The sequence below is a fragment of the Rhodanobacter sp. UC4448_H15 genome (genome assembly GCF_052978265.1).
This window is the reverse complement of record NZ_CM129665.1, coordinates 935065-948262: the sequence shown is the minus strand read 5'-3', so window position 1 is coordinate 948262 and position 13198 is coordinate 935065. Positions and strand designations below refer to the sequence as shown.

Sequence of the window (13198 nt, the reverse complement as noted above, 5' to 3'; positions counted from 1 at the left end):
AACCCCCATCAAGACCGCCAACCACTCATTCTAGTGGCTGGCCGGCGTCGGCATGTGCGCATCCGCCCACAATGCCAGGCCACGCAACACGCTGTCCTGGCCGACTTGCACGGGCAGCGACAGCAACGGCGCCAGTCGCGGCGCATCGCCGCCGTCGAGGATCAGCGCCGGTTCGCCGCCCAGGCGCGGACGCATCTGCGCATGGAAGCGCTCGATCAGTGCGGCGGCGGCCTGCCAGCAGCCGGAGGTCACCGCATCGGCGGTGTTGTCGGCCAGCTGCAGGATGTCGCCGGGTCGCTGCGGGCGCACCAGCGCAGTCGCATCGAGCAGCGAGCGCTGCATCAGCTGCACGCCCGGCGCGATCAACCCGCCCAGGTGCCGGCCATTGGCGGCCAGCGCATCGAGCACCAGCGCGGTGCCGGCGCTGGCGAGCACGCACGGCTCGCGATGGGCGGCATGCGCGGCAACCATGGCGAGGAAGCGATCCACGCCCAGCCGCTGTGGCTCGGCATAGGCATTGCGTACGCCACAGGCGCTGGCCGGGGTGCGCAGCCATTCGGGCGCGCTGTCGAATGCCTGCCGCAGCACGGCGGCAACGCGCTGCTCGCGCGCGTCGTCGACCACCGACGCGCCGACCACCTGGGTCGATCGCGGAAAACCCGCCCACGCCGCATCCGGCAGCGTGGCCAGATCCTCGCGCCACTCCAGCACGCCCTGCGCCAGCCATGCGGGCGACGGTCCCTGCAGCGCCCATTTCAGGCGCGAATTGCCCAGATCCAGCAGCAGTCTCATGCGCGGCGCACCGTGACGTCGGCGCTGTCGATGCGCCGCTCGCTGCCGTCAGGCAGTTGCACCCGCAAGGCGCCGCGCGCGTCGATGCCTGCGCCGAGTGCGTCGAACGTGCCGAGCGCTCCGCTGAGTTGCAGCGGCCGGCCGCGCAGCAGGTCGTGGCGCGCATAGTCGGCGGCGAAGGCGTGGAAGCCTTCGCGCTCGAACTCGGCCAAGCCTTGCGCCAACGCAGCGATCAGCGCCGCGGCCACGCGGTTGCGATCCGGCGGCGCGCCCGCGCACAGGCTGGCCAGGTCGGTGGCCGGCTGGCCGGCCTGGCCTTGCAGGGCCGGGGTCAGGCGCAGGTTGAGTCCGATGCCGATGATCGCCGAACACGGCCCCTGGAATTCGCCGCTGAGCTCGACCAGGATGCCCGCCAGCTTGCCGCTGCCGTCGCTGGCCAAGACATCGTTCGGCCATTTCAGCCCCGCACCGGCAACGCCCAGTTCATCCAGCGCGCGCAGCACGATCACGCCGATCGCCAGCGACAGGCCGCCCAGCGCCGCGAAGCCCGCACCGAATCGTTTCAGGCAGGAGAGATAGATGTTCAACCCCGGCGGCGACAGCCAGTCGCGACCGCGCCGGCCGCGCCCGGCACTCTGCGATTCGGCCAGCACCACGCAAAGGTCGGCTGCATCGGCAAGCCGCCGCTGCAGTTCGCTGGAGGTCGAGTCGAGCTCGTCGTGCACTTCCAGCGTACCCAGCGTGCGTGCGACATCGGCCGGCAAGGCGGCGCGGATGCGCTGCGCGTCGAGCATCTGCAGTGGCCACGGCAGGCAATAGCCGGCCCGGCCGCGGGTCTGCACCGGCACGCCCCGCGCACGCAGTGCCTCGACCTGCTTCCAGATCGCCGCCCGGGTCACCCCGCTGCGCTCGGCCAGCGCCGCGCCGGAAAGCGGTGCGCCGGGAGCCAGCAAGGCCAGCAATTGCAGCGGCTGCATCAGCGAACCCGGCGCGCGGCAGCGCGCGCCGTGGGGGCAGCGCGAGGCAGGGGAACGGTGGAGAAAAGAACCATCGAATCATTCTAGCCTGCCGCACGCTGCACTGCGGCACGCGCGCCCGCCGCTTGCACTGGCAGCAGCGCCCGGTTTCTGCGACGATCGGATTCTTCGCTTGCGGCCTGGGGAGTTTCACTGCCATGCGCGCCACCCACCGGATCATCGCTTGCATCCTGTGCCTCGCCTTCGCCGGCGCGACAGCAGCGGCCAGCCTCGATAGCCGGGGCGTGGACAGCGGCAGCCCAACCGCAAGCAACGCGTCATCGCACGATAGCGAAGACGGCATCGCCGGCGACGTGCTGGGCATGAACCGCGAGAACAGCAGCCCCGGCAGCAGCAGCACCAGCGGCGCCGTGCGCAGCAGCAACGACCGTTCCGGCGCGGCTTCGCCGGCACCGGCCCCTGCGCCCCGGCCACATCTGGGTTGGCAATCGCTGCTGCCTGGGTCGATCCAGTAAGCGTTCGGCGGCATGCCGCGCCGTTGGTGGACATCCCTGCGGGCACACTTTGAACCTGCACCGATCGCCGACCCGCTGTGGCGGCGCGCCCTGGCGGCCTGTCCGCTGGCGCGTCGGCTGGACCCCGCGCGACAACTGCAACTGCGCCAGCTCGCCGGCATCTTCCTGGCGCGCAAGCGTTTTCACGCGCTGGCCGGCGCGGTACTGGACGACTACTGGCGATTGCTGATTGCCATGCAGGCCTGCCTGCCGGCGCTGCAGCAGGGTGCGACCAGCCTGCGCGGCTGGCGCGACGTGCTGATCTACCCGGGCGAGTTCAAGGTGCGCCGCAGCCACCATGACGACCACACCGGCGTGGTCACCGAGAGCGACGAGGTGCTGATCGGCGAGGCCTGGGAGCATGGCCCGCTGGTGCTGTCCCTGGCCGACGTGCAACTGGACCTGGAGCAGCCGTGGGACGGCTACAACGTGGTTGTGCACGAGATGGCCCACAAGCTGGACATGCTCGACGGCCCGCCCGACGGCGTGCCGCCATTGCGCGAGATTCCGCGGCGGCGCTGGATCGGGGAGTTCCAGCGCGCCTACGACCGCCTGCTGGCCGCCGGCCCCGGCCACGCGCCGATCGACCACTACGCGACCGAAAGCGCCGGCGAGTATTTCGCCGTGGTCAGCGAGCTGCACTACTCGCAGCCAGCCGTATTGCGCGAAACCGAGCCGGCGGTGGCCGAACTGCTGCACGCGTTCTACGGCCCCTCGCCCGCCGACGGCGAGGAACTCGCTGGCGGGTGCCGTCGCTGAGGGAAGTGGCATGCATGGCTGCACAGCTGTCCGGATGACAGCCGCACCGCGCTGCTGCAATCCACGCGAGCGAGTGTTCCTACCGCCCCATCGCCTGCGCCGGCTGCATCGGCATCTGCGCCTGTTGCACCTGCGCCTGTTGCCTCTGCAGCATGGTCAGCTGGTCGAGCTGCCGGAACATCGCCTCCGGTGGCTGTTGCATGGCCGCGGCGTGGGTGGTCGTGGTGCAGGGCAGGAACGATGAGGAGTCGCGGGTCAGCACGCCGCTGTCCGGCCCGATGCGGCCGGTCTGCGGACCGGGCAACAGCTGCACCTGGTCCGGCTGGCGAGCGTGTACCGGCCGATCGAGCATGACGGCCGCGGTGGCGCGATCGAGCTGATCGGCGCTGCGCGCGATGCCGTACTGGGCATAGGCCGCACCGACGTGTTCGCGCATGTTGACGAATGCGGCATGGCGCGGGTGGTCCGGGCGGCGCAGGTCGCAAGGTTCGAGCGACGACGGATCGCGCGACGGCGTCTCGGCCACTCGCACTGGGGACTGGTACAGATGCGGCAGTTCGCGCCGCGACCAGTCGCGGCTGGCGTCGTCGACTGACCGGGCCACCGCGTCGAACACGCTGACCGGGGTGCGGCGCTCGACGGTAAGGTAGGTGTTCCCGGGCGCGCGCTCGTTGGTGACCAGATGCATCGCCATGGCCTTGCCTTCGCCGTGCAGCTCGACCCGCGCCGCCGGACCCAGGCGGTCGGCGCTGTGCCGGTCCAGCAGCGCGGCTGCCGCCCGCTCGCTGTGCTCGCCGTGCGCCATCCGCACTCGCTCTTCCATCGCGTGCACGTGCTGCAGCAGGGTGCCGTAGCTCGCGTGCAGAGGGTGGCCGGGATGGCGGAAGTCGTGCAGGTGCGGCGGGATGGGTGGAACGGCGGCGTGCGCCGGCGTTTGTTGCGTGGCGTGGGTTGCCGCGTGCATGGCGAAGGTCGTGGAGATCAGCTGCGCGGTGGCATCGAGCTCCGCGCGCAGGTTGCCCTCGGCCGCGTTCCGACCCCACAGCCGGCCCGGCGTGCTCCAGTGGCCCCGCGCGTCGCGGGTGTAAGCATGGCCGTCGGAGGCGTCCAAGATGTTCGTGGGCGCATGCAGTGCGTCGGTTACCGCATCGGGCAGGGGGCCGAGCTGTTGCCAGCCGCGTTGCGCGTAGATCGCCTGATAGCGCGCGGCGATGCCGCGGCGGGAGTGCGCCAGATTGTCGGCGAGGGTGGCATGCGCGGCGGCATCCAGGGCGGCGGTGCGTGACGGCGTGGCGGTTTCCACGTGCGTGCTCTTGAGGCCGTGCTCCAGTACGGCGTCGGTGACCGTGCGCGACCACGCTCCCGAGGCGGCATCGCGCTGCCATGGCGCGGGAAGCCGGCTGGATGTGTCTTGCGCACTGGCCGGCTGGGTGTACGGATCGCGCGGTGGGGCCGGGTGTGCCAGGGCCAGTTCCACCGCGGTGTTGTTGGCTTGAAACGTGAGTTGCGCAGCCAGCGCGGGATCGGCCCGGACACTGCGCCAGCCCGGCGTGGGCATGACGCCGTAGCCGACCACCGGATGGTTGGGCGCATAACCGATCTCGCCGGTGGGCACCTCGCGCGTCCAGCCGTGTTCCGGATGCTGCGGGTCGTGGTGCCAGCTGCGGCCTTGTGCATCGGTCTGGTTGTGGATTTTGTGCTGGTCGTGCCAGTCGACCAGCTTGTCGCCGGCAACCGCCCCGCCGATGCCTCCCACGCCAGCGACGATCAGATCCAGCGGGCCGGACTCGATCCCCGCCGCGCCCAGGACTTGCGCCCCCAGCAGTGCGCCGCCGAGCATGCCCAGGTTGCGCGAGCCGAAATGCTCGACCGCCGAGGCGGCGCCCGTCGGGTTGTCCTGCTGCAGCAGGGTGGCCGTGTGGCGCGCGGTGGTCGTGGCGTCCCAGGCGACGGCGGCGGCGCTGGCGAAGCCCAATCCCTTGACGACGTTCGGGTGGACCCGGGTGGTGTAGTCCACATGGGTGATCCGGGAGAGGTTGCCCTGGACGCCCTCGACCACCCTGGAGGCATCGCGCTCGATCAACAGGCGTCGGGCCGTGTCCGGTGCAACCTTCGGGTTGTCGGTGATCGCTTCGGGCAACGTCTCGTGCCACAGCCGCTGATCCTGCCAACTGCGTTTGAGGCTGCGGGTGATCGCCGGATCGTGCAGACGCGCTTCGCGCGCCTCGATCAACGCCTGTCCCGGCGAGCGGGCATCGGTGCGGCTGTCGTAAAGCTCGCGGCCTTCGCGATCGAAGAGGCGGATGGGCGTGGTCGTTTCCGCGTGGATCGTGTCCAGGCTCGTCGGCACCTTGTCGTAGATCGCGTCGCGCGCACCTTCGGGGACGTGGCGGCCGTAACCGTCGATATTGAGCTGGTCCAGAAACCGTTTGTCGACGCCCAGTTCGCTCTCCAGCTTGGGCGATGCCACCACCCGCACCTCGACGTCGTAGCCTTGGGCCTGCAGGTCGCGGATCAGCTCGGCCGACCATGACCCGTTGCTCAGCGTAGTATCGAAGATGAAGTGCTTGCGCCCGGCCACTGCCGCCTCGCGCAACTCGTCGGCCCACTGGCCGGCGTCGGCTTGCGTGTGACTTGACCAGGTGTAGGGATGGGCGGAGCGGAACTCCCGGACGCGGGGGTGGTAGTCGCGCAGTTCGTCGGGATCGATGGGGACTATGTCGCCATGAAACTCGTGAATCGCGGCTTGGGTCAGTCCACCTTTTCCTGCGCCTGGTTGCCCTCCCAAGATAATCGCCTTCGGTCGCGCATGAGGCAGCGCTTCGTCCAGTTCACTTCGAGGGACGACCGTTTCGGAAAACACGCGTGCATGAGTCAGAGGGGCGAGGATGTCGGCAGAGGAGCTCATTTTTCGAACGCTTCCTTGTTCGCCTGGAAGTACTCCCACAGCGCGTCATCGGCTATCCATCGACCTTTTGATCGGGCACGCCCCATAAGCAGATTCTTGGCTTCTGCCCTCGCGATCGCCTCCGCATCGCCACTGGCTTCAGCGGCGTGCAGTTCGGTGCCGGCTTCGTCGATGAAGGTTCCCAGTCTGCTTTCGAGCACCCAAATCGCACGATCAAACGGCCCAACGCCCGCTGAGGACGTTTCGACTACATAGTTCAGCACCTCCTGCAGTCGATCGATGTGCCCCGGATAGTCCTTGAGCATTTCCCGCAGACGCTGCGGAACCGGGGGCGGGGGCAGTTTCGGCATCGTGATGTCCTTGTCGGTCGTGTCGATCGGAAGCGCCACGCATCGCCGGCATCCTGCGCCAGGCCTTGGGCGGTTCGTCGAGCCTACCGCGAATTCCGGGACGGGTCTGTCAGATTCTCCAGCTTTCCGGCAGCCCGGCGCGGCGGCTCAGCTCGCCGCCAGCCGCACGCTGAAGCGTGCGCCGCCGAGTTCCGGCGAGCGGTCGACCACCAGTTCGCCCTGGTAGGCGTGCACGATGTCCTGCACGATCGACAGGCCGATGCCGTGGCCCTGCACGCGCTCGTCGCCGCGCACGCCGCGCTGCAGGACTTTCTCGATCTTGTCCTCGGCGATGCCGGGGCCGTCATCTTCCACGCTGATGTAGAGGCCCGGCCGCTTGCGCCCGTGCTCCGGTTGCGCCTTGACCTCCAGCAACACGCGGTGGGAGGCCCACTTGAAGGCATTCTCCAGCAGGTTGCCGAGCAGTTCGAGCAGGTCGCCCTGCTCGCCGTAGAACGCCGCGCCCTCGCCGATGTCGAACTCGCACAACACGTTCTTGGCCGCGTAGACCTTCTCCAGACCCTGCACCAGATCCTCGGCCGCGCCCGCGATCGGCACCGCGCTGGCGAAAGTCTGCCGGCCAGAGGTGGCCGCGCGGGCCAGTTGATAGGCGACCAGTTCGTCCATCCGGCGCACCTGATCGAGCACCGCCGTGCTGCGTCCGGCCAGCACCTCGCCGGTGGTGGATTCCAGTTGCGAGCGGATTACCGCCAGCGGCGTCTTCAGGCTGTGCGCGAGATCCGCCAGCGTGTGCCGGTAGCGCGTGCGCTGCTCGCGCTCGTTGGTGATGAAGGCGTTGATGCGCTCGGTCAGGCCGGTCAGTTCCAGCGGGTACTGGCTGTCCAGCTGCTCGCTGTCGCCGCGCTCGACCCGGCTCATGTCGCTGGCCACCTTGCGCAGCGGGGTGAGGCTCCAGCGCAGCAGCAATAGCTGGAGCACCATCAGCATCACGCCCAGGATCGACAGCCAGATCACCAGCGCGCGCCGGTAGGCCATGTTGCCGCCCTCGAGCTGATCCTCGGTCTGCGCCACCATCACGGTGAAGCGCACCGACTTGCCCGCCTCGGTGTCCCAGGCCACGCCGTAGCTGTAGTAGTAGAGGCGACCCATGCGCGTGTCGATCGGGCCGACGAAGCGGCTGGCGCCCGGCTCCAGCGGCACCAGGAAACTGAAGTCACGGCCGATCGCGGAGGGTGACTCCCAGCGGAAGTCCTTGTCGCCCACCGCCACCGCGTAGAGGCCGGAACCCGGGCGCGAGAAATTCGGATCCGGCGAGGTGTCCGGCGACAGGATGCGGCCGTAGCGGTTGACGTCGAAGTTGGTGATGTAGGCGATCGCGAAGTTCTGCAGGCGGTCGTGCAGCGCGCTCAGCGCACGCTCCTTGTTCGCCTGCGACAGGGTCAGGCCGACCAGGCCGAGGAAGCCGGCCAGCACGAATCCGGTGGCGATCGCCGCGCGCGCCGCCAGCGACAGCGGGCGGCGCGCGGGCGATGGCTCATTCGTCGTCGCCGTCGGTGCGCGGGATGGCAAAGCGGTATCCGCGTCCACGTACCGTCTCGATGGGTTTCAGGGTGCCTTCCGGATCGAGCTTGCGGCGCAGGCGGCCGATGAAGACTTCCAGCACGTTGGAGTCGCGGTCGAAATCCTGCTGGTAGATATGCTCGGTGAGGTCGGCCTTGGAGACCAGTTCGCCCGCGTGCAGCATCAGGTATTCGAGCACCTTGTACTCGTAGCTGGTGAGGTCGACCAGCTTGCCCTCCACCGTCACCGTCTGCGCGGTGGTGTCGAGCTTGATCACCCCGCAGGCCAGGATCGGCTTGGACCAGCCGCTGGCCCGGCGCACCAGCGCGTTGATGCGCGCCAGCAGCTCCTCGACGTGGAACGGCTTGACCAGGTAGTCGTCGGCGCCGTACTTCAGTCCCTCGACCTTGTCCTGCCAGCTGCCGCGCGCGGTGAGGATCAGGATCGGATAGCGCTGACCCGCCTCGCGCAGCGCCTTGACCAGGTCCATGCCGGACATCTTGGGCAGGCCCAGGTCGATGATGGCCAGGTCGAATGGCACCTCGCGGCCGAGATAGATGCCCTCCTCGCCGTCCTGCGCCGCATCGACGGCAAAGCCGTCGCGTTTCAGCCGGGCCGCCAGCGTCTCGCGCAACGGCGCCTCGTCTTCCACCAACAGGATGCGCATATCAATGTTTCTCCTTGCTGCCCGCATTCCGCCCGGGCGGGTTCTTGGTCGACTGGGCCGACCCCGGATTCTTGCTCGCTTCGGAGGAAATCGCCATCACCTTCACGTGGCCGTTCGGGGTGAGCACCTTGATGCGGTACTCCATCCGGCGGCCGACACCGCGCGATTCCGCCGACAACACCTTGCCACCGGTTTCCTGCTGCACCTGGAGCACCGCCTGATCCAGCGTCACCGCCGGCTTGCCCGTCTGCGCCGCCGCCACGCCCCCGAACGGGATCAGGGCGGCCAGCAGCATGCTCTTGTACCTGATCATGCGTGAATATCCTGTCCGGCGTTGAGCGAACGCCCAGCCTAAGAGGTCAGGCCTGAATACTGGCCGGACGGGGCGCGCCTGTCACGCTGCCGCCGCGCACGGCGCCATGGCCTGCTGGAGCAATGCCCAGCCTGCCCCGGGCAGATGCGCGCCCTCGCTGAGCGCGCGGCGGAATGCGCGCGCGCCAGGCTCGCCCTGGTAAAGGCCCAGCAGGTGGCGGCTGATGTGCTTGAACGCGGTGCCGCGCGCCAGCTCGGCCTCGATGTAGGGCCGCAGGCGCTGCAGCACGCTTTCCCGGGTAGGCAGCGGCTCGCCGTGCAGCGCGTGCTCGATCTGCGCCAGCAGGTACGGATCGTGGTATGCCGCACGGCCCAGCATCACCCCATCCAGCCGGGCCAGGTGGGTACGCACCTGCTCGACCGTGGTGATGCCCCCGTTGACCACCACCACGAGCTCGGGAAACTCGCGCTTGAGCCGGTACACGCGCTCGTAGTCCAGCGGCGGGATCTCGCGGTTCTCCTTCGGCGACAGGCCCTTGAGCCAGGCCTTGCGCGCGTGCACCACCAGCACGCGCACGCCCGCCTCCAGCATGGTCTCGGTGAAGTGCTGCAGGCCTGCGTAGTCATCCTGGTCGTCCACGCCGATGCGGCACTTCACCGTCACCGGCACCTCGACCGCATCGCGCATCGCCTTCACGCACTCGCCGACCAGGGCCGGTTCGCGCATCAGGCAGGCGCCGAAGCGGCCCGACTGCACCCGGTCGGAGGGGCAACCGACGTTGAGGTTGATCTCGTCGTAGCCGGCCTCGGCGCCGAAGCGCGCCGCCTGTGCCAGTTCCTGCGGCTCGCTGCCGCCCAGCTGCAACGCCAGCGGATGTTCCTGCTGGCTGTGTTCGAGCAGGCGCAGCTGCTTGCCGCGCACCAGCGCGGCGCTGGTCACCATCTCGGTGTACAGCCGCGCACGCGGCGACAGCAGCCGGTGGAAGTAGCGGCAGTGGCGGTCGGTCCAGTCCATCATGGGCGCGACGCTGAAGTGCCACGGCGAGGCGGCGGCGGAATCGTTCATGCGCGTAGTGTACGTGCTGCCGCCGCCCGCACTGGCGGCAGCCGGGCCGCATGGCGGCGGCTACGCCTTTCCGCGCGTCATCGACACCACCAGGCGCAATCGCCCCTGGAAGCCTTTCTGCGACGACAGCGGAATGAGGTAACCCCCGTCGTCCTGCGGCTCGACCAGGGTGCCCAGGCTCTCGCTGGACTGCTCGTCGACGAGCAGGTAGCGCAGGTTCCAGCCTTCGTCGGTCTGCGTGGCACGCACCACCAGCGTGTCGCGGAACAGGTATTCGCCTTCGACGTGCTTGTCCAGCCACAGTTTGTTGTCGATGGTGTAGCCGGTGGTCGATACGGTCAGCTCCACGCTGAACACGACGGTCTTGCCGGAGGTGATCTTGCTGGTGTCGAGGAAGGCCGAGAACAGCACCGGCGAGCGCGGTGCGTCCAGCCCGGCGTTGGCCGGGCGCAGCAGTTCGTCGAAGCTGCGCAGCACCGCGCTGAAAGTGTCGCGGCGGCGCTCGGTCAGGCGGTAGCTGTTGGTGCCGCGCGGCGCCACGGTGGCCTCGAAATAGTACGAGGCGCGCACCTGCTTGCCGTCGTCCTTGGCTTTCTGCACCGAGGCCGGCAGCGGCAGCGCGTCGGCCTCCAGCGTGCCGTCCACGCGCATGTCGCCGAACAGGAAGCGCACCAGGTTCTGGTAGCCCTCCTCGGAATTGACCACGCCGTACACGCCGCTGTGGCTGCGGTAGGCGAACGCGCGCGGCGCGCCGCTCACGGTGGCGTTCTCGATCTTCACCAGGCCGTCGCTCATCTCGCCGGCCAGCTTGCGCGACACGCCGAGCGCGGCTTCGTAGTCGCGGTGATTGGTGCCGACAAAGCAGAAAAACTGCTGCGGATCGAACTTGCCGTCCAGCGTGTCCACGCGCTCCGGCGTGCCCTTCAGGCCGAGGTAGCCGGCCATGGTCTTGCGGTTGAAGTTGTTCATGTCCCACAGGCCGAGCACCGCCGGCACGTTGAAGCCGGCCATCTCGATGCCGTTGTGCGGCGTGGCGTAGGTGAACACCTTGTCGACCATGGCACGGTCGGCGCCGGTGCTGATCTTGTCGTTCTGCAGGAAGCTGCGGCATACCAGTCCACCCATCGAATGGGCGACCAGGTACACGCGGAATGCCTTCTTCCGCGCCGCGTCGGCGCCGCAAACCTGGTCGCGCAACTTGCGGATCAGGTCGCGCAGGCCGGTGGCGGCCTCGACGATCGACAGCACCTTGCCGTCGCCAAGGTCGGTATCGGCCGTTTCGTAGTAACGGTAGATCACCACGCTGCGCGCCGGCAGCTCGCCGTCGATCTCGCTGCCATCGGTGTAGGTGTCGCGGTAGCCGTAGTCCTTCATCAGCCGCACCAGCGGCGATTCGAACACGTGGCGCCGCACGGTGCCGTCCCAGGCCTGGCGCACCTTGGTGGAGCCGAGATTGAAGCCCATGTACGGCGTGGCGACGGTGTCGGCGATCTCGTTCGCCGTCATCGCGTAGCCGCGGACGTAGATGATCGGGAAGTAGGGGGCGGTCAGCGGATCCATGGGGCCGTTTCCTCTTTGATGTTCTCGGGCGGAAAAGACATCGGCACGACGATGCTCAGGCCGGGCCGGCGGGTTTCACCGGCTTGCGGGCTCGCTTGCGCCTGGCACCACCCGCCACCGTGGACTTGGCCGCGCCGGCCGTGGGCGCGGCGAACAACGTGTGCGTAGTCGTGCCGGGCGTGGCCTTGGTCGAGGCACGCAGCATCTCGCACAGGCTGTCGAAGCGGCAGCAGCATTCGTCGTAGCCGCCGTTGTCGCCGCTGACGCCGAGCACCGCGTGGTGATGCAATCCGCGCGGCGGCAGCGCGGCGGGCGCCGTACCCGTCATCGGCCAGTCGAGCTGGCCGTTGCCGGCCACCCGCGCGGGAATCAGCCAGTAGTCGCCGGTGGCATACAACCCGCCCTGTTCGAAGCTGACCTGGATGCCGTCCTCCAGCGCGATCGGCGCGCCCTCGGCCACGGCCAGCACGCCTTGCGCACTCACCGCATCGTGCTGGTCCCAGCGGCGCAGCAGCGGATGCCGGCGCGGGTCGTCGTCCAGCGGCCACGGCGTGGTGTTCTTCGGCACATTCAGGGTGACGCTGCAGCTTGCCAGGTCGATCGCGATCACCTGCAGCAGCGGATACGCGCGTTGCCCCAGCGTGTAGCGGTCGTCGACCAGCTCCACCCAGTCGTTCGCCGCCAGCCCGAGCCGGGCATCGCGACCGAGCCGGGCCAGCGTCACCGTGAGCGGCGCACTGCCGTCATCGGCCGCCGCGCCGAGGTCGCTGCGCATGACCGGAAACACCACCGAGCCGTTCTCGCGCGACCACTTGAAGCTGGCCGTGCCGGCCGGCCCACCCTGGTGGATCTCGACCCGGTACAGCTGGTTCTCGCAGCCGCGGTAGCGCGCGTCGGCGGCGATCACGCAGGGATCGTCATCGGACTCCTGCGGAGCCAGCTCCGCGCGCAATCGCGGCAACGCGTACGCCGCACGCGCGCCGAGCAGCTGGCGCAGCAACGCGCAGGGCGAGGCGTTGGTCTGGTTGCCGCCGTCGAGACCCTTGCGCAACTGCGCCACCTCGGCGAGCTGCTGCTTGATCGCGGCGGCGTCGGCAGAACTGCCGGCGGCCTGCTGGCGCGTCTTCAGTGCCGCGGTGACGTCGTCGAGCTGCTGCTGCGCCCACGGCTGGTCGAGCAGGCGCAGCTGCCATACCACCTGCGCGCGCGACGCGGTGTCGACGCCGTCCAGCGCCACGTCGGCGATGCGCGGCGCTTCCACCGCGCACAGGTGCCGCTCCCACACGTCCAGCCACAGCGCAAAACCCGCCGGCGGATTCTCGAAACCGCTCTTCCCGTCGGCCACACCATAGTCGGGGGTCGGCGCGTTCGGTTGCTGCGCCAGCGTGCACGCGGCCTCGTTCACGCACAGGATGCCGTCGACGTAGAAATGCCCCGGCGCCAGCTGCCAGTCGGTCAGCGGCAACGGCTTGCTGCTGCCATCGGCCTTGGTGGTGCTGTCGGTGATGGCGAAGCCGCCACCCGCCGCCCAGCACGGGCCGACCAGGTCGCGCACCAGGCTGCGCAGCAGGTGCAGCTGGATGTGCGCCTGTTCGTTCCAGTCCGCCTCCAGCAGCACGCGTCCCTGCTGCTGGAACACCTGGCTGTAATGCAGGGTCGGGTCGAAGCTGACGCGTGCGAAGTCGCCTTTCAT

12 protein-coding genes are annotated in these 13198 nt (G+C 69.0%); 2 read left to right on the top strand and 10 right to left on the bottom strand.

Annotated elements, in window-relative coordinates:
• Window positions 1-30: 30 nt before the first annotated feature.
• Both ACVCMI_RS04120 and ACVCMI_RS04115 read right to left on the bottom strand, forming a co-directional pair.
• Entirely contained in the window at window positions 31-792 is a 762-nt protein-coding gene (locus tag ACVCMI_RS04120) for a type III pantothenate kinase (protein WP_447097350.1), read from the bottom strand.
• Entirely contained in the window at window positions 789-1769 is a 981-nt protein-coding gene (locus tag ACVCMI_RS04115) for a biotin--[acetyl-CoA-carboxylase] ligase (RefSeq protein ID WP_395116216.1), read from the bottom strand. The genes ACVCMI_RS04120 and ACVCMI_RS04115 overlap by 4 nt, the downstream gene beginning before the upstream one ends.
• 197 nt (window positions 1770-1966) lie before the next feature.
• On the opposite strand from ACVCMI_RS04115, the gene ACVCMI_RS04110 reads away from it, so the two are divergent.
• Together ACVCMI_RS04110 and ACVCMI_RS04105 are read left to right on the top strand one after the other, a co-directional pair.
• Window positions 1967-2284 carry a hypothetical protein gene (locus ACVCMI_RS04110; protein WP_447097351.1) on the top strand — a complete coding sequence of 106 codons (318 nt, stop codon included), beginning with the start codon at window positions 1967-1969 and terminating at the stop codon, window positions 2282-2284.
• 12 nt (window positions 2285-2296) lie between these two features.
• The gene (locus ACVCMI_RS04105) at window positions 2297-3082 is read left to right on the top strand and encodes a M90 family metallopeptidase (RefSeq protein ID WP_447097352.1); all 786 of its coding nucleotides are present in this window, start codon (window positions 2297-2299) and stop codon (window positions 3080-3082) included.
• Between the two features lie 79 nt (window positions 3083-3161).
• On the opposite strand, the gene ACVCMI_RS04100 is transcribed toward ACVCMI_RS04105, so the two are convergent.
• The 8 genes from ACVCMI_RS04100 to ACVCMI_RS04065 form a co-directional block, all read right to left on the bottom strand.
• On the bottom strand, window positions 3162-5990 hold the full coding sequence (locus ACVCMI_RS04100; protein WP_447097353.1) for a zeta toxin family protein: 2829 nt from the start codon (window positions 5988-5990) through the stop codon (window positions 3162-3164).
• Entirely contained in the window at window positions 5987-6379 is a 393-nt protein-coding gene (locus ACVCMI_RS04095; protein WP_447097354.1) for a hypothetical protein, read from the bottom strand. Before ACVCMI_RS04095 ends, ACVCMI_RS04100 begins: the two co-directional genes overlap by 4 nt.
• Window positions 6380-6487: 108 nt before the next feature.
• On the bottom strand, window positions 6488-7909 hold the full coding sequence (locus tag ACVCMI_RS04090) for an ATP-binding protein (RefSeq protein ID WP_395121329.1): 1422 nt from the start codon (window positions 7907-7909) through the stop codon (window positions 6488-6490).
• Window positions 7875-8567: a response regulator transcription factor gene (locus ACVCMI_RS04085; protein ID WP_136259750.1), complete on the bottom strand. Its 693-nt coding sequence runs from the start codon at window positions 8565-8567 to the stop codon at window positions 7875-7877. The genes ACVCMI_RS04090 and ACVCMI_RS04085 overlap by 35 nt, the downstream gene beginning before the upstream one ends.
• A 1-nt stretch (window position 8568) precedes the next feature.
• Complete coding sequence (locus ACVCMI_RS04080; RefSeq protein ID WP_298851460.1) at window positions 8569-8880, bottom strand: PepSY domain-containing protein; 312 nt, start codon at window positions 8878-8880, stop codon at window positions 8569-8571.
• Window positions 8881-8961: 81 nt separating this feature from the next.
• Complete coding sequence (gene dusA, locus ACVCMI_RS04075) at window positions 8962-9945, bottom strand: tRNA dihydrouridine(20/20a) synthase DusA (RefSeq protein WP_447097355.1); 984 nt, start codon at window positions 9943-9945, stop codon at window positions 8962-8964.
• A gap of 60 nt (window positions 9946-10005) precedes the next feature.
• Complete coding sequence (locus ACVCMI_RS04070; protein WP_447097356.1) at window positions 10006-11505, bottom strand: esterase/lipase family protein; 1500 nt, start codon at window positions 11503-11505, stop codon at window positions 10006-10008.
• 55 nt (window positions 11506-11560) lie between these two features.
• On the bottom strand, window positions 11561-13198 hold the full coding sequence (locus ACVCMI_RS04065; RefSeq protein WP_447097357.1) for a DUF6519 domain-containing protein: 1638 nt from the start codon (window positions 13196-13198) through the stop codon (window positions 11561-11563).

What these genes read in the sequence shown, in the direction of transcription:
- ACVCMI_RS04120 (WP_447097350.1), bottom strand. Translation starts at nt 792, where the DNA reads ATGAGACTGCTGCTGGATCTGGGCAATTCGCGCCTGAAATGGGCGCTG.
- ACVCMI_RS04115 (WP_395116216.1), bottom strand. Translation starts at nt 1,769, where the DNA reads ATGCAGCCGCTGCAATTGCTGGCCTTGCTGGCTCCCGGCGCACCGCTT.
- ACVCMI_RS04110 (WP_447097351.1), top strand. Translation starts at nt 1,967, where the DNA reads ATGCGCGCCACCCACCGGATCATCGCTTGCATCCTGTGCCTCGCCTTC.
- ACVCMI_RS04105 (WP_447097352.1), top strand. Translation starts at nt 2,297, where the DNA reads ATGCCGCGCCGTTGGTGGACATCCCTGCGGGCACACTTTGAACCTGCA.
- ACVCMI_RS04100 (WP_447097353.1), bottom strand. Translation starts at nt 5,990, where the DNA reads ATGAGCTCCTCTGCCGACATCCTCGCCCCTCTGACTCATGCACGCGTG.
- ACVCMI_RS04085 (WP_136259750.1), bottom strand. Translation starts at nt 8,567, where the DNA reads ATGCGCATCCTGTTGGTGGAAGACGAGGCGCCGTTGCGCGAGACGCTG.
- ACVCMI_RS04080 (WP_298851460.1), bottom strand. Translation starts at nt 8,880, where the DNA reads ATGATCAGGTACAAGAGCATGCTGCTGGCCGCCCTGATCCCGTTCGGG.
- dusA (WP_447097355.1), bottom strand. Translation starts at nt 9,945, where the DNA reads ATGAACGATTCCGCCGCCGCCTCGCCGTGGCACTTCAGCGTCGCGCCC.
- ACVCMI_RS04070 (WP_447097356.1), bottom strand. Translation starts at nt 11,505, where the DNA reads ATGGATCCGCTGACCGCCCCCTACTTCCCGATCATCTACGTCCGCGGC.
- ACVCMI_RS04065 (WP_447097357.1), bottom strand. Translation starts at nt 13,198, where the DNA reads ATGAAAGGCGACTTCGCACGCGTCAGCTTCGACCCGACCCTGCATTAC.